At 71.4% G+C, this 15,833-nt stretch carries 13 protein-coding genes; 6 read left to right on the top strand and 7 right to left on the bottom strand.

Annotated features, from left to right (window positions below; genetic code table 11):
* Positions 1–77: 77 nt before the first annotated feature.
* Positions 78–3,059 (bottom strand): UPF0182 family protein, encoded by a 2,982-nt coding sequence (locus tag IOD16_RS02215; protein ID WP_201438683.1) that lies wholly within the window; start codon positions 3,057–3,059, stop codon positions 78–80.
* A 128-nt stretch (positions 3,060–3,187) separates the two neighbouring features.
* On the opposite strand from IOD16_RS02215, the gene IOD16_RS02210 reads away from it, so the two are divergent.
* Positions 3,188–3,730, top strand: a complete 543-nt coding sequence (locus IOD16_RS02210; RefSeq protein WP_123743910.1) for a PPA1309 family protein — start codon at positions 3,188–3,190, stop codon at positions 3,728–3,730.
* A 115-nt stretch (positions 3,731–3,845) separates the two neighbouring features.
* On the opposite strand, the gene IOD16_RS02205 is transcribed toward IOD16_RS02210, so the two are convergent.
* The gene (locus IOD16_RS02205) at positions 3,846–4,931 is read right to left on the bottom strand and encodes a YlbL family protein (RefSeq protein ID WP_236594692.1); all 1,086 of its coding nucleotides are present in this window, start codon (positions 4,929–4,931) and stop codon (positions 3,846–3,848) included.
* 81 nt (positions 4,932–5,012) lie between these two features.
* On the opposite strand from IOD16_RS02205, the gene IOD16_RS02200 reads away from it, so the two are divergent.
* On the top strand, positions 5,013–6,332 hold the full coding sequence (locus tag IOD16_RS02200; RefSeq protein WP_201438682.1) for a zinc-dependent metalloprotease: 1,320 nt from the start codon (positions 5,013–5,015) through the stop codon (positions 6,330–6,332).
* 15 nt (positions 6,333–6,347) lie between these two features.
* Here the strand turns inward: IOD16_RS02200 and IOD16_RS02195 are convergent, their stop codons facing one another.
* Positions 6,348–6,875 carry a M48 metallopeptidase family protein gene (locus IOD16_RS02195; protein WP_123748100.1) on the bottom strand — a complete coding sequence of 176 codons (528 nt, stop codon included), beginning with the start codon at positions 6,873–6,875 and terminating at the stop codon, positions 6,348–6,350.
* Positions 6,876–7,078: 203 nt separating this feature from the next.
* On the opposite strand from IOD16_RS02195, the gene IOD16_RS02190 reads away from it, so the two are divergent.
* The 4 genes from IOD16_RS02190 (at position 7,079) to IOD16_RS02175 (ending at position 10,408) form a co-directional block, all read left to right on the top strand.
* Entirely contained in the window at positions 7,079–7,234 is a 156-nt protein-coding gene (locus IOD16_RS02190) for a DUF5679 domain-containing protein (protein WP_015098458.1), read from the top strand.
* Positions 7,235–7,365: 131 nt separating this feature from the next.
* Complete coding sequence (locus tag IOD16_RS02185) at positions 7,366–8,376, top strand: TOMM precursor leader peptide-binding protein (protein WP_236594691.1); 1,011 nt, start codon at positions 7,366–7,368, stop codon at positions 8,374–8,376.
* 85 nt (positions 8,377–8,461) lie between these two features.
* Entirely contained in the window at positions 8,462–9,772 is a 1,311-nt protein-coding gene (locus IOD16_RS02180; protein ID WP_201438681.1) for an ABC1 kinase family protein, read from the top strand.
* Between the two features lie 81 nt (positions 9,773–9,853).
* Positions 9,854–10,408 carry a hypothetical protein gene (locus IOD16_RS02175; RefSeq protein ID WP_123743913.1) on the top strand — a complete coding sequence of 185 codons (555 nt, stop codon included), beginning with the start codon at positions 9,854–9,856 and terminating at the stop codon, positions 10,406–10,408.
* An 868-nt stretch (positions 10,409–11,276) separates the two neighbouring features.
* Here the strand turns inward: IOD16_RS02175 and IOD16_RS02170 are convergent.
* From IOD16_RS02170 to IOD16_RS02155, 4 genes are all read right to left on the bottom strand, one after another.
* Positions 11,277–12,194: a class I SAM-dependent methyltransferase gene (locus tag IOD16_RS02170; RefSeq protein ID WP_236594689.1), complete on the bottom strand. Its 918-nt coding sequence runs from the start codon at positions 12,192–12,194 to the stop codon at positions 11,277–11,279.
* Positions 12,195–12,363: 169 nt separating this feature from the next.
* A complete protein-coding gene (locus tag IOD16_RS02165) occupies positions 12,364–12,588 on the bottom strand; it encodes a hypothetical protein (protein WP_201438679.1) in 225 nt (74 codons plus the stop codon).
* Positions 12,585–12,983, bottom strand: coding sequence for a WhiB family transcriptional regulator (locus IOD16_RS02160; protein WP_236594688.1), 399 nt, complete (start codon positions 12,981–12,983; stop codon positions 12,585–12,587). The genes IOD16_RS02165 and IOD16_RS02160 overlap by 4 nt, the downstream gene beginning before the upstream one ends.
* 727 nt (positions 12,984–13,710) lie before the next feature.
* Positions 13,711–15,774, bottom strand: coding sequence for an ATP-dependent DNA helicase UvrD2 (locus IOD16_RS02155; protein WP_442978088.1), 2,064 nt, complete (start codon positions 15,772–15,774; stop codon positions 13,711–13,713).
* Positions 15,775–15,833 lie beyond the last annotated feature (59 nt).

Here is a 15,833-nt window from a genome sequence, read left to right as displayed (position 1 = left end):
CGCCTGGGGTTAACCGGAATGCAAATCGGGTGGCCCGGAACGTGTCCCAGGCCACCCGATGGCGATATCAGCGCAGGTCAGCCGGTCGGTGGCGGTGACGCCGAGGTGGTCGTCGGCGTCGTGGTCGGAGCGCCGGCGGCCGTGTTGAACCTCTTCGTGGCGTCGTCCAGCGCCTTGTAGGCGTTGCCGAGCTCGGCGAAGTCACCGCTGGACTGCGCCGCCTTCACCCGTGCGAGCGCCGCCTGGATGTCCCGCACGGCCTGTTGCAGCTCCGTGCCGCCCTGCCCGTCGTTGGGCGCCGTGGGCGTGGTGGACGGGGTCGAGGTCGGCGGCTGGCCGTTCGGGTCCGTCTGCGGCACCTGGGACGACGAACCGGACAGGACCTCCTCCATCGCCTCGGCCAGGGTCGGCGCGTAGCCCACCTTGTCGCCGAAGCTCACCAGGACCTTGAACAACTGCGGGAACTGGGTGTTCTGGCTGGCCCGCTCGATGTAGATGGGCTCCACGTAGAGCAGGCCGCCGCCCACCGGCAGGGTCAGCAGGTTGCCGTAGACGACCTTCGTCTGCCGCTGGGCGAGCAGGTTCAGCTCGCCGCTGACCTCGCCGTTGGTGAGGAAGGTGGTCTGGATCTGCTGCGGGCCCTTGACCTCGTTGTTCAGCGTCAGGACGCTCATCTTGCCGTAGTTGTCCGGGTCGGATCTGACCGTCACGTACGACGCCATGAACTCCCGGTTCAACCGCACCAGCGCGCTGGTCAGCTGGAAGCTCACCTTGTTCGCGTCCCCGGTCGGGTCGCCCGCCAGCACGTAGAACGGCGGCTGCCGGTCCCGCTGCTGCTGCACGCCCTGCTGCTGGGCCTCGACGGTGGTGGCGTTGTCGATGGTGGGGTCGGACGGCACGTCCCAGAACGAGACGCCGGAGTAGAAGTCACGCGGGTTGTCCACGTGGTACTCCGACAGCATCTCCCGCTGCACCTTGAACAGGTCCTCGGGGTAGCGCAGGTGCTCCTTCAGCGACTGCGACATCTCGCTGTTGGCCTTCACCGTGCCCGGGAAGACACCCATCCACGCCTTCAGCACCGGGTCCTGCGTGTCCATCTCGAACAGGGTCACCGTGCCGTCGTAGGCGTCCACAGTGGCCTTGACCGAGTTGCGGATGTAGCTGATCTCCCGGTTGGGCTGCTGCGCGACGCCCGGCAGCGAGTCGTTCGTGGCGTCGCCCAGCGCCGTGCGGCGCGCGTACGGGTAGTTGTCGAGCGTGGTGTAGCCGTCGACGATCCACGTGATGCGGCCGTCCACCACGGCCGGGTACGGGTCGCCGTCCACGGTCAGCCACGGCGCCACGGCCTCGACCCGGTCGCGCGGGTGGCGGTTGAAGATGATCCGCGAGTCGTCGCCGATGGCCGAGTTGAACAGGATGTTCCGCTCGCCGTAGGCGGCGGCGAAGACCATCTTGTTGAACAGGCCGCCGATGCGGACGCCGCCCTTGCCGCCGTAGGTGTAGGACGAGCCGTCGGTGTCGTACTCGCCGGGAGCGCCCTCGCCGCGGCCGCCGACGATGGCGTAGTCGGCCGGGCTGCCCAGCTCACCGAAGTAGGTGCGCGGCTGCTCCACGCCGAACGGGCCGGGCTGGACCTTGCCGTCCTGGCCGACCTGCGCCACCTCGAACACCGGGTAGCCGCCGTTGCCGCCCTCGTCCGCGGGCGAGTTCACCTTGCTGGCCTCGGCGAACACCATGCCGTTGCCGTGGGTGTAGATGAGGTGCTGGTTGATCCAGTCGCGCTGACCCTGCGGGATGCCGGCGGTGTGGAGCTCGCGGACCGCGACGATGTAGTCCTGGAGCTGCTTGTCCTTTGTGTACCGGTCGACGTCCAGCTTCTCCGGGAACGCGTAGAACGGCCTCAGCTGCTGGAACTGGGTGAACGTCTTGGAGATGACGGCCGGGTCGAGCAGCCGGACGTTGCCGACCGTCGCCTGGTCGTTCTTCAGCTCGTCCAGCGAGACGTTCTGCTTGCCCGCGTACGGCTTGCTCTCCACCTTGTCCGCGGTCAACCCGAAGGCCTGCCGGGTGGCCTCGATGTTGCGGCCGATGGGTTCGGCCTCCTTCTCGATGGCGTTCGGCCGCACCGAGAACTGCTCCAGCACGGCGGGCCACGCGGCGCCGACCAGGATCGAGGACAGCACCAGCAGCACGGTCGCGATCGCCGGCAGCTGCAGGTTGCGCAGCACCGCGCCGGTGAAGAAGGCGATGGCGCAGAACACCGCGATGAACAGCAGGATCAGCTTGGCGGGCAGCACCGCGTTGAGGTCGGTGTAGCTCGCGCCGTCGAACTTGTCGTTGCGGTCGGAGAACAGCAGCCTGTACCGGTCGAAGAAGTACGCGACGGCCTTGAGCAGGATGAACACGCCGGCGACGATCGCCAGGTGGGTGCGGGCGGGCCCCGAGAGCTGACCGCCGCGGCCCGCCAGCCGGATGCCGCCGAACAGGTAGTGCGCCACGACCGCGGCCACGAACGCGACCGCCGTGGCGACGAACAGCCACCCGAGCACCCACGTGTAGAACGGCAGCTGGAACGCGTAGAAGCCGATGTCGTGGCCGAACTCGGGGTCGTTCACCCCGAACGACGTGGCGTTGAAGAACAGCTGGACTTCGCGCCAGTCGCCCTGGGCCGAGGTGCCGGCGATGAGGCCGACCAGCACCGGCAGGCCGATGGCGAACAGCTTCATCCGCTTGCTGACGACCGCGCGGTAGCGGGCCACCGGGTCGTCGGGCCCGGACACCGGCACGAAGACCGGCCGGGAGCGGTAGGCGAGGATCAGGTTGATCGCGACGAGACCGCCGACCAGCAGACCCACGGCGAAGAACAACCCGAACCGGGTCGCGAGCACCGTGCCGTAGACGCTGCGGAAGCCGACCTCACCGAACCAGAGCCAGTTGACGTAGGTGCCGAGCAGCCTTGAGCCGGTGATCAGACCGACCAGGACCACCGCACCGACGATGAGCAGAATCCGGCTGCGACGGGACAGCCTGGGCAGTCCGACCGGGGGCCGTGTGGCCACGGGGCACGCTCCTGGATCGCGGTAGTGGCGTTCGTACGTTCTGTCCAACTCTACGGAGGCCGCCCGAGGTTCCCCGTTCGGTCTTGTCTTCGCATCTGATTGTCGACGCGGCCGGGGCAGGTGCGACCATGGCGGGCGTGTCAGCCAGTGAAACGCCACCCGTGGTGCTGCCCGAGGTCGCCCGCGAGGTCGAGGAGTTCGTGTCCACCGCCGGGTGGAACCAGCCGACCCAGCTGTTCGCGCTGGTGCCGACGGCCGAGCTGTTGGCGCAGCAACCCGAGCTGGCGGGCCAGCTCGACCCCGCCGCCTCGCCGTTGACGCCGATCGCGCAGGACTCGCTGCCCGACGACGAGCTGGACCGGGCGCTGGCGGGCATCGTCTGGCCCGACGTCGTGCACGGGTGCGCGTTGGCGCAGGAGATCGTCGTGCTGCCGCCGGACGCGGAGGCGGAGCTGACCGAGCAGGAGCTGGACGACGAGCAGGCGCGCAGGTTCGCCGCCGAGCACCCCCAGCGCCGGGAGGCGCGGCTCGTGGCGGCGGTGCTGAGGGACGGCTCGGCGGCGTGCGTGCTGCGGCTGCGCGGCAGCGTGGAGGTGCCCGAGGAGGTCGTGGCGCACCCCGAACTGGCCCCGAACCTCACCCGCGCCCTGCTGGAGACCCTCCGACCGTGAGGGTGTCGGACGGCGCCGCCTCCGGCGTTGGACGGCGCCGCCTCCGGCGTCGCGGCGAGGGCGCCGGGAAGTCGATCGTTCGCGTCCTCGCGAGTGGGTGCGGGGGGAGCAGTGGCTAGCAGCTCGGCGCGTCGCCGCCCTTGCTCAGCGACTCCAGGGACTGCACGGCGTCGTCCAGCTTCTCGACCTTGACCAGGCGCATGCCCTCCGGGGCGTGCTGCTTCGCCTCTTCGCAGTTGCCCGCGGGCACGAGGAACACGGTGGCGCCGCCTTCGCGGGCGGCGACCATCTTGAACCCGATGCCGCCGATGCGGCCGACCTGCCCCTTGTCGTCGATCTCGCCGGTGCCCGCGACGGACTGGCCGCCGTTCAGCTCACCGGGGGTGAGCTTGTCGACGATCGACAGCGCGAACAGCAGGCCCGCCGACGGCCCGCCGACGTCGGTCAGGCTGATCTTGATCTCGAACGGCACGTCCGCGCGGTCCAGCGGCAGCACGCCGAGGAAACCGGTCTCGCGGCCGTCGGTGCGGCCGAGGGTGACGGTGGCGGTCCTGCGCTCGGACTTGCGCTCGAAGGTCAGGGAGATCCGGTCGCCCGGCTTCGTGTTCTCCAGCGCCGCGCGCACGTCGTCGGCCGTGGTCACCTGCTTGCCGTTGACCTCCAGCAGCCGGTCGTCCGGCTCGAGCACGGTGGCGGCCGCGGTGTCGTTGGTGATCTCGGCGGCGACGACCTTCATCGGGTAGTCCAGGTAGCTCAGCGCGGCCACCTCGGCGCTGCTCTGCGAGTCCTGGAACGCCTTCACGTTCTGGTCGCGGACCTGCTGCTCGGACTCGCCGGGCCGGAAGAACTCCTCGCGCGGCGCCAGCGCGTACCGGCCGCTGATCCACAGGCCGAGCGCGCCGAACAGCGACACGTCGTCGGTGAGCGACACCGTGGTCATGGTGAGGTGGCCGCCGGTCGGGAACGTCTCCTGACCGTCCACCTTCACCACGTCACCGCCGTTGACCTGGCCCAACGTGTCGTAGGTCGGCCCGGGACCGAGGGCGACGTACGGCACGCGGGCGAACCCGCCGAGCAGGCCGAGCGCCAGCACGACCGTGAGGCTGACCACGAGGGTCCACGTCCGCCGGGTCAGGCCGCGCCGCGGCGCGTGCGGTGGGGGTGGTGCCTGGTCCACGGCGGTGTCGGTGCCTTCGGTCACGCCAGACAGGGTACGACCACGGCGTCACGCTGCCGGCGAACCGGTCCCACGCGGGGCTGCCGTGCCGCGTACCGTGGACCCATGAGTGACCTGCCCTTCGGGTTCAGCCCGCAGGACCCCGACGACCGCGACCGCAAACCCGGGGAGCAAGGGGAGAACCCCTTCGACTTCAACCAGCTCGGCGCGATGCTGAGCCAGCTCGGTGCGATGTTCAGCAACTCGGGCACGTCGGCCGGGCCGGTCAACTACGACCTCGCGAAGCAGATCGCGCTGCAGCAGCTCGCCGGCAAGGGCGGCACCGGGTTCGGCCCGGACCAGAGCGGCCCGGTGGCCGACGCCGTGCACCTGGCGGAGATGTGGCTCGACCCGGTGACGTCGCTGCCCGCGGGCGCCCGCACGTCCCAGAGCTGGAGCGCGCGCGACTGGGTGGAGCGCACGTTGCCGACGTGGCAGCGGCTGTGCGACCCGGTGGCCCGGCGCGTGTCCGGCGCCTGGGTCGACGCGATGCCCGCCGAGGCCAAGGAGGCCGCCGGACCGCTGCTGTCGATGCTCGGCCAGATGGGCGGCATGGCGTTCGGCTCGCAGCTGGGCGGCGCGTTGGCGCAGCTCGGCGCGGAGGTGCTGACGTCGACCGACGTGGGGCTGCCCCTCGGGCCCGAGGGCACGGCGGCGTTGCTGCCCGACAACATCGAGAAGTTCACCGAGGGCCTGGAGCGGCCGACCAGCGAGGTGCTGGTGTTCCTGGCCGCGCGCGAGGCGGCTCACCAGCGGCTGTTCAGCCACGTGCCGTGGCTGCGGCAGCGGCTGCTGGACACGGTGGAGGAGTTCGCCCGCGGCATCACCGTCGACACCTCGGCGCTGGAGCAGCTGGCCGGCCAGATCGACCCGGCCAACCCGGCGAGCATCGAAGAGGCGATGAAGTCGGGGATGCTCGAACCCCAGACCACACCCGAGCAGAAGGCCGCGCTGACCCGCCTGGAGACGTTGCTGGCCCTGGTCGAGGGCTGGGTCGACGTGGTGGTGAACGAGGCGGTCGGCGAGCGGCTGCCCGGCGCCGACGCGCTCCGGGAGACGCTGCGCAGGCGGCGTGCGTCCGGCGGGCCGGCGGAGCAGACGTTCGCCACGCTGGTCGGCCTGGAGCTGCGGCCCCGGCGCCACCGCTCGGCGGCGGCGCTGTGGAAGCTGCTCACCGACCAGCACGGCATCGAGCAGCGCGACAGCGTCTGGGAGCACCCCGACCTGGTGCCCACGGCGGAGGACCTGGACGACCCGATGGAGTTCGCCGAGCGGTTCGGCCAGACGCGCAAGGCGCTGGAGGACCCGATGGCGGAGCTGGAGCGCACGCTGCGTGACGCGGACGGGTCCGGTGAGGGCGGCGAGCCGAAGAAGGACGAGGAGTAACCCCCTCGGCCGCCTTCAGTCTTCCTCGGTGATCCCGAGGCCCGCCGCGGCGGAGAGGCCTTCCAGGTACCCGATGGCGCGTTCCGCCTTCGGGTACCTGTGCACGAGCAGCCAGAAGTCCTTGCCGTGGCCGGGCACCTCCAGGTGCGCCAGCTCGTGCACCAGCACGTAGTCGAGCACCCAAGCGGGCACGTCGCGCAGCCGTTCGCTGATCCTGATCGTGCCCTCGCTCGGCGTGCACGACGCCCACCTCGTGCGCATCGGCGGCACCCACCGCACGCTGCTCGGCTGCAGGCCGTCCAGGTACTTCTCCGCCAGCTCCTCGCACCGCGCCAGCAGGGCCGCGTCCGACGTGCGCGTGGGCGAGCGCCTGCGGGTCTCGCTGCGCTGCAGGCGGCTGAGCATCTCCGCCACCCAGTGCTTCTCCTCGCTCTTGCTCATGCGAGCCGGCAGCAGGACGACGACCGTGTCCCCCTCGCGGTACGCGCTCACCATGCGACGGCGCCGGGCGCTGCGCCGCACCTCCACCTGCGGTTCGGGCATGGCGTTCACGGTAAGGCCAGGGACCGACAATCCGCGGCGGCCAAGCGGCGGTCTGTGGAGGGACGTACCGACAGGTTCCACCGAAAGGCGGCTGGACACGCTCGACGCGGCGTGCAGCGGAGGCGCGTTCCCGGAGGTAGCGTTCAGCGCAACCCCCGAGTGTGGCGCAGATCGCTCCGCACTCTCGAAGCGAGGAGGAAGCCGTGGCCGAGACCTACAACGGCTACTGCGTCAAGTGCCGTGAGAAGCGCGACTTCACGGGCGAGGTGCACGAGAGCAACAACCGCAGGATGGCCAAGGGAAAGTGCCCGGTCTGCGGAACCACGGTGACCCGGATCCTCGGCAAGGCGAAGGTCTGATCGAGGACGGGCGGCCGGGCCCCTCGCGGGCGTCCGGCCGCTCGTCAAGGCCCTTCGTGGCCTCTGTGGACAACCGGCACGCCTGTGGACAGGCGTTTTGCCGGACCGGCCGTCACGGGCAGGCTGCCGTCGTGGAGCTACCCAACCGCCCCAGGGTCCTGCCCGGCCTGCCGCTGCTGCGCCGCCGGGACGACGTGGTGCAGATCGGCACCGACCCGCGGCACGCGATGCTCGTCGAGGACGTGCCGGAGCCGATGGCCTCTTTGCTGCTCGGCCTCAACGGTCGACACACCCTCACCGACCTGCGGGAACGCCTCGCCGGTCACGGTCGGCAGGCCGCCGAGCTCGCCGGCGTGCTGCACGGCCTGGCGAGAGCCGGGCTGGTCGAGGAGTCCGTGCCCGTGCCGCACCCGAGGCTGGCCGCCGAGGTCACCGGGTGGGCGTTGCGGACCCGCCGGTGCGCCGCCGCGCTACCCGCCGACCGGGCCGCCAGGTCCGTCGTGGTGCAGGGCGAGGGCCGGCTCGCGGTCACCGTCGCCGCTCTCCTGGCGGCCTCCGGGGTGGCACACGTTCGGGTGGTCGCGCGGGGTCGGGTCGGGCCGGAGGACACCGGATCGGGGTACGTCGAAGCGGACGTCGGCCGACCGCGCGCCGAGGCCGCCGAGGACGCCGTGCGGCGGGCGTGCGCGACCGTGCGGCCGGTGGGGCGGGCCGTGGACCTGGTGGTCCTGGCCGACGCCCTGGTGCCCGCCCCGGAGGTGCTGCACCGGCTAGTGGCGGACGGCACACCGCACCTGGCCGTGCGGGTCCGGGAAGGGGTGGGCGTGGTCGGGCCGCTGGTCGTGCCCGGTCGCAGCAGCTGCCTGAGGTGCGCGGACCGGCACGCGGCCGACGCGGACCCGGAGTGGCCGATGATCGCCGCGCAGCTGGTGGACCGCGCCCAGCACGCCGACCTGGCCACCGTCACGGCGACGGCCGGGGTGGCGGTCGGGCAGGCGCTGCTGGCGCTCGACCGGTCCGAGCAGGCCGCGACCAGACCGCCCACCTGGGACGCGACCCTGGAGGTGGACGCGTTCACCGGGGCGGTGGAGCACCGCATCGCGCCGGTGCACCCGCGCTGCGAGTGCCGTCACGCGACGTGATCCGCCCTCAGGTGGGGCTGTGTAGGTTTTGTGGCAGGGCGTGCACCACTGCGACCACGTGAACGTGCGGGAGGAGAATCACCGGGTGAGCGAGATCCCGCGCAAGGCCGTGCAGCGCACCGCCAAGCTGGCCAGCCTCCCGCTCGGCGTGGCGGGCCGGGTGGTGGGCGGCTGGGGCAAGCGCCTGGCAGGCCGCAGCTCCGAGGAGGTCAGCGCCGAGGTGTCGGCGAAGACCGCGGAGCAGGTGTTCGCGGTGCTCGGGCAGCTCAAGGGCGGCGCCATGAAGTTCGGCCAGGCCCTGAGCGTGTTCGAGGCGGCGGTGCCGGACGAGCTGGCCGAGCCGTACCGCGAGGCGTTGACCAAGCTGCAGACGGCCGCGCCGCCGATGCCCGCCCGCACCGTGCACCGCGTGCTGGCCGAGCAGCTCGGCTCGGGGTGGGCGAAGCGGTTCACCTCGTTCGACGACTCGCCCGCCGCGTCGGCGAGCATCGGGCAGGTGCACCGGGCGGTGTGGCACGACGGCCGCGACGTGGCGGTGAAGGTGCAGTACCCGGGCGCGGACGAGGCGTTGCAGAGCGACCTCAGCACGTTGCTGCGGTTCAGCCGGGTGTTGCAGGCCGTGATGCCGGGTGCGGAGGTCAAGCCGCTGCTGGAGGAGCTGCGGGACCGGTACCTGGAGGAGTTGGACTACCGGACCGAGGCGGCCAACCAGCGGATCTTCGCGAAGGCGTTCGACGGCGACGACCGCGTGCTCGTGCCGCGGGTGGTGGCCAGCTCGCCGAAGGTGATGGTCACCGAGTGGACCGAGGGCACACCGCTGTCGAAGATCATCCGTGCGGGTGAGCGCGAGGAGCGCGACCTGGCCGGGCAGCTGCTGTCGGAGTTCCACTTCTCCGCGCCGAGCCGGTCCGGGCTGCTGCACGCCGACCCGCACCCCGGCAACTTCATGCTGGGCGCGGACGGCCGGTTGCGCGTGCTGGACTTCGGCGCGGTCGCCCGGCTGCCCGACGGCCTGCCGCGGACGTTGGGCCTGATGACCCGGCTGGCGCTGGACGGCCGCTCGGCGGACCTGGTGGAGCTGCTGCGGTCGGAGCGGTTCATCCGTCCCGGGACCGAGCTGCACGCCGAGGACGTGCTGAACTACCTGGCGCCGTTCGTCGAGCCGCTGCGGACGGAGACGTTCCACTTCACCCGGCGGTGGTTGCAGAAGCAGGCGGAGCGCGTCGGCGACCTCCGCAGCCCCGATTCGCAGACGGGAAGGTCGTTGAACCTGCCCCCGCAGTACCTACTTGTCCACAGGGTGACGCTGGGCGCGACCGGCATCCTCTGCCAGCTCGACGCGAACGTGCAGGCCAGGGCCATCGTCGCCCAGTGGCAACCAGGCTTCGACGACTGAGTTGTCCACAGGTCACCCACTTATCCACAGATCCCGAACACCCCATGGCCCGCCCTCCGGAACCACCGGAGGATCTGACCCATGAACCAAGTGATCACCTCGGCGGACCTGAAGGCGACCGGCGTGCCGGGCTACCTCATCGACCTCAAGTGCCGTCCCGGCGGGCCGTGGCAGCGCATCCTGCCGGGCGTGGTGCTGCTCAGCGCGAGCCCTCCCACCCGTGACCAGCGCCTCCGAGCCGCGCTCGCCTACGCGGGCCCGAAGGCAGTGGTCACCGGCGTCGACGCCCTGCACGCCCACGGCCTGCGCGACCTGCCTCCCCCACCCCGCATCCACCTCCTGCAACCCGCCACCACCCGCCGTTCGTGCGCCGACCACGTGCTGCTGGAACGCACCACCCGCCCACCGGAGGTCGTGGTGGAAGCCGGCCTGCCCGTCGCCGAACCGACGAGAGCCACCCTGGACGCCGCCCGCCACGAACCGGACCCGCTGCGCCAACACCACCTCCTGGCCACCGCCGTCCGCTCCGGCATGTGCACCGTCACGGGCCTGACCAGGGAACTGGACGCGGGCAGCAAACGAGGCACCGCCACCCCTCGCGCCACCCTGAAACTCCTCACCGCCCTCCTCCACTGACCACCGACCCACCAACCACCCCTGCCCCACCACCCTCACACCACCACCGCCCCGCCACTCCTCCCAACACCACCCGCCCCTACCGACCCCTCTCACCACCACCCGCTCTCACCCACCGCTTCCTGCCTCACCCCGCACTTCAGCCCACCGCACCGCGCCCCTCCACCACAGCGGCCCCCTCACCAGCCGGCCAAGCCCACACTTCCAACCTCACCGGCCCGCACACCCAGTCCACTCCTCACCCCCATCGAGGAACCAGTCGGGCCGCATCCCCTACCCCACCCCGCACATCCCCACTGCACCACGCGCCCGTCTTTGCCAGCACCCGCACCTCACACCAGCACCCCGGCCCTGCACCAACCCCATCCGCCATCGGCCTGTAAGTAGGCGGCTCGTGCGGCGTAGCGGGTGGCCAGCCGGAACTGTTTGAGGCAGTTGAAAGCAGCGATGCTGCGTCCGTCGACGGCGAGCGCTTCGACGGCGGGCTGGTATCCCTCTATTCCGGGCACCCGCAGCGTGCTGGTGGGCCCGGACACTGCATGGAGCCGCTCGCCCCCACACCACATCCGCGGCCCGTACCTACGCCCGCACACCCACCCCACCCAGCGGCAGCGGTCAGTCCACGCCAGTCGGCTGCGCTCCGCACCTCACACCAACCTGCTCTACCCGGCGGCGGCAGCCAAGCTGCCCTACCTGGCAGTCCAGTAATCCGACGGCAGCTTGCCTTCGATGTCCCGCACGTGCGCCCGCGCACAGACGTGGCACAACCACTGGTCGGCGCCGTGCTCCCGTTCCCGCACCCAGGCCAGGAGCTGGGCCGGGTCCGTGACGGACGAACGCGTCCGCCCGCAGCGGGCGCACGTGTCGGTCACGGCTTGCGGCCCAGGTAGACGGTGTTGGCGGTCAGCAGGAACACGTCGTCGCGCAGCCCGAGGAATGCCGGGTCCTGCGGGTCGAGCAGTTGCTTCACCGTGCGGCGGTCGGCGGGGTGGAGGGCGTCCCCGGCGACGTCGGCGAACCACGCCAGCTGGTTCACCGCCCAATCCCGCACCGCCTGCTTGGGCGGGGCCGGGTGGTCGACCAGGTAGCTGAACGCGGTCACGTCCACGAGACCGGCGGCGGAGAGTGCCAGGTTCCAGCCACCGTGCAGGCGAACGGCGCCGGCCGTGTTCTCCCGCATCCGCACGAACCACTGGTCGCGGGCGGCGGTCAGGCGTTCCTGCAAGCCTGGCTCGCCGATGCCCAGGTCGAACGGGAGGAACTTGCCGCTCAGCCCACCTTCGGCGAGCGCCAGCCACCCGCCCGACGCGACCGCCTCGACCAACCCCGCCACCGCCGCACGCTGGTCAGGGAGGTGATGCACCACGTTCGAAGCCCACACCAACTGGGCGGGTCCGGCGATCTCCACCGGCCGTTCGGTGGCCAGGTCGGCGAGCACCGGCCGGACGCGCACGGTCGCCGTGGTCGTGTCGGTCTCGTAGGTGGCCGCCGACCGGGCGACGCCCGTGGCCGCGTCCAGCAGCTCGGGCACGGCGTCGACCAGCACGACGGTGCCACCGCCCCGGGCGGACAGGGCCTCGACGAGCGCCACGCTCATCCCACCCGCGCCGCATCCGACGTCCAGGACGGCCGGGTTGTCGGGCAGGAGGCGGACGAGTCTGCGCGCGACGACCCGCCGCGCCTCGGCATCCAGCTCATCGGCCTGCCGCAACGAGTCCAGCCGGGACGACCAGTCGATCCCGTCGTGGGTGTGGGCATGGGCATGGTTGTGAGAGTGAGCTGCCACACGAAGAACGGTACCCATGCCGAGCAGAACCCTCCCACTGAAAAAGCCCCGCCGAGCATCGGGCCGGTGGTCGGCGGGGAGGTGGTCGGTGACGTGCTCCTTCCTCACCGCGGAGACGGCGAAGCCCGCCCTCCCGTCGTGGGACGAGGAGGGCGGGCCGCTCCGTGCATCAGATCGCGCGGGCCTTCGTGGCAGCCCTGCGCTGGGCCCATCCGGCGAGCCGGCGCCACCTGCGGGCGACGACGAGGCGGTGGGCCAGCCGATGCTGTCGCGCGAATATCTCCGCGTCATGCATTCGGGATCTGGCGAGATTTTCTTCGAGCAGCATGGGGTTCCCCTTGGGATTGACCTCGATCAGCATGGTTTCGTCTGCGGTGGATCGGTACGTGGTCACGCGGCGGCCTCCTGGTCGTTAGCCCCCCGGACAACGGTCGCGGCGGGTGCCGCGGGTACAACAGGTGCTGCGTTCTTGCGGGGGCGCCCACGGGGACGCTTCCGCGCGATCACGGTTCCGCGCTCGAAGATCTCGCCGCCCCAGACCCCCCAGGGCTCGTGGCGAGCAAGCGCACCGGCCAGGCACTCCGCGATGACGGGGCAGGTGGCGCAGAACCTCTTCGCCTCCTCCAGCTCCGCCGGCGCGTCGGCGAACCACAGGTCGGGGTTGTTGGTACGGCAAGGAAGTTCCAAGCCGGCGTCCGGCGCGGTGTCGATCAGAGTGGCGACACCCGCCCCGGAGAGCTCCGGCTCGGTGGACAACGTCCCGTTTATGGGGACGGTCGCGGTCAACATCAGGTGGACTCCTGTCAAGGGTCTTGCATGGGGTTTTTGTTGGTCGTTCGAACCGCAAAACGGGTCGGAACAGCACGAAGGCCGCGGATCCGGTTACGGGTCCGCGGCCTTCGTGAGCTTGGTGGCCTGACTACAAGGTGGTCAGGTACTTCGCTCGTGCGCGGACGGCGCAACGTTCTGAGTCGGGACAACGGTCGACGCGTGCGGCGTCGGCACCTGGATCAGCTGAACTCGCTCAGCACCCCACTTGAGGGCGTGGCGATCGCGGGCAGACTTCTCCCCCGCGACACGAGCAGCGCCTGAAGCCAAGATCACCCCGGTCATCAGGTAACCGGGCGTCTCGAAGCACGTGGGAGTGTTCACGACCGGTCACCTCCTCGGGTGGCTCGTACTCGACTGCTAGCTCTTGAATCCCCAGCGGGCACTTCGTGCCCGGCCTGAGCAGGTTATGACCCCGTGCAGGACGGGTGCAACCGGTTTTTCCAAATACCTGTCGATTGAGTGAAAATTCAGCGTTTGCCCTGCACAGAGCGCTAGGGGTCGACCACTCGGACGGAGCACGCCGCCTGCGGGCGGGTCGGGCGCGGTCACGGACCGCGGATCAACGGGAGATCAACGCCGGATCAACGCCGCCCGGTGCGGCCTCGACGGGAGTGACCACGTGAGGCGCCACGCCGACCACGTGAGGTGCGAGCGGGCCGTGAAGCCGGCCCGGCCGAGGTGGCGGTCAGTGCCCGCCGCGCACGAGGGCCAGCACGTCGTCCCCGAAGCGGTCGAGCTTGGCCGCGCCGATGCCGGAGATCGACACCAGCCCGGCGACGTCCTCGGGCCGCTGCTCGGCGATCGCGACCAGCGTCGCGTCGGTGAACACCACGTACGCGGGCACCTTCAGCTCACGCGCCCGGTCCGCCCGCCACGCCCGCAGCTTGGCCAGCAGCTCCTCGTCCAGATCCGACGGGCAGGAGGCGCACCGGCCGAGCTTGACCGCCCGCGAGTCCACCAGCGCCGACCCGCACACCCGGCACTGCGGCTTGGGCCGCTTCTGCAGCGGCTCCCGCTTGGCCGTGCGCGACGCCGGGTGGTCCTCCGGCACCAGCCCGTAGAGGAACCGGCTGCGCCGCCGATAACGACGTCCGCCCGCGGCGCGCGCCAACGCCCACGACATCCACAGGTGCTCACGGGCCCGCGTCACGCCCACGTACAGCAGTCGGCGCTCTTCTTCGATGGCCGCGTCGTCACCCTCGGCGTGCTGGATCGGCAACGTGCCCTCGACCAGTCCGACGAGGAACACCGCGTCCCACTCCAAGCCCTTCGCCGCGTGCAGGGACGCCAGCGTCACGCCCTCCACCGTCGGCGGGTGCTGCGCCTCGGCGCGGAGCTCCAGCTCGGTGACGAACGCCCGCAGGTCCGCCGAGTCCACGGTCGTGACCAGCTCCTCGGCCAGTTCGACCAGCGCGAGCAGCGACTCCCACTTCTCGCGCGCCGTCCCGCCGGCGGGCGGCTCGTCGGTCAGGCCGATCCCGGCCAGCACCCCGCGCACGACCTTCGGCAGCTCACCGGTCGGCTCGTGCGCCGCCGCCGACCGCAGCGCCACCATCGCCTGCCGCACCTCGGCCCGCTGGAAGAACCGCTCGCCGCCGCGCACCTGGTAGGGCACGCCGACCTCGGCCAACGCCTGCTCGAAGACCTCCGACTGGGCGTTGACGCGGTAGAGGACGGCGATCTCGCTGGCCGACACGCCCTCGTCGAGCAGCGCCTTCACCCGCCGCGCGACGGCCGCGGCCTCCAGCGTCTCGTCGTCGAACTCGGTGAACGTCGGCTTCGGGCCGTCCGGGCGCTGCCCGATCAGCCGCAGCCGCGACCCGGACGGCCGGTCGCGCGCCCACTTGATCACCTCGTTGGCGAGGCCAACGACCTGGGGTGTCGAGCGGTAGTCGCGCTCCAGCCGCACCACGACCGCCTCGGGAAAGCGGCGCGGGAAGTCCAGCAGCGGACGCGGCGAGGCGCCCGCGAACGAGTAGATGGTCTGGTTCGCGTCGCCGACCACGGTCAGGTCGTCACGCGCGCCCAGCCACGCGTCCAGCACGCGTTGCTGCAACGGCGTGACGTCCTGGTACTCGTCCACCACGAAGCACCGGTACCGGTCGCGGAACTCCTCGGCGACCTCGCCGTGCTCCTCCAGCGCCGCCGCGGTGTGCAGCAGGAGGTCGTCGAAGTCGAGCAGCTGCGCCTGGTTCTTCAGCTCCTCGTAGGTCCGGTAGACCTGCGCGACCTGGTCGGCGGGCGCGGGCGTGTCACGGCTCGTGCGGCCGGCGGCGTTCGGGTAGTCGTCGGGCGCGACCAGCGACGCCTTGGCCCACTCGATCTCGCCGGCGAGGTCGCGCAGCGAGTCGGACTCGGTGGACAGGCCGGCGCGGTTGGCGGCCTGCGCGACCAGCCGCAGCTTGTTGCGGTCGATCAGCTGCCACTGCTCGCCGCCGACCACGCGCGGCCAGAAGTAGCGGAGCTGGCGCAGGGCGGCGGCGTGGAACGTGCGGGCCTGCGCGCCGTGCACGCCGAGCGCCCGCAACCGGGTCCGCATCTCGCCCGCGGCACGCGCGGTGAACGTGACGGCGAGGACTTGACCAGGCGAGACGTGGCCACGCTGGGCCAAGTAGGCGATGCGGTGCGTGATGGTGCGGGTCTTGCCGGTGCCGGCGCCCGCGAGCACGCAGACCGGGCCGCGCGGAGCTTCCACGGCGGCGCGCTGTTCCGGGTCGAGTCCCTCCAGCAGCCGGTCCATGCGCTGCATCCTCGCAGAGGTCAGCGAGTACTCCCGTCATGGGGCGCGACGGCGCGCCGTATCCTGGT

It is taken from the genome of Saccharothrix sp. 6-C, assembly GCF_016695385.1.
Classification (GTDB): domain Bacteria; phylum Actinomycetota; class Actinomycetes; order Mycobacteriales; family Pseudonocardiaceae; genus Actinosynnema; species Actinosynnema texasense.
Note: the sequence above shows the minus strand (reverse complement) of the source record. Positions and strands in the feature narration are given on the sequence as shown.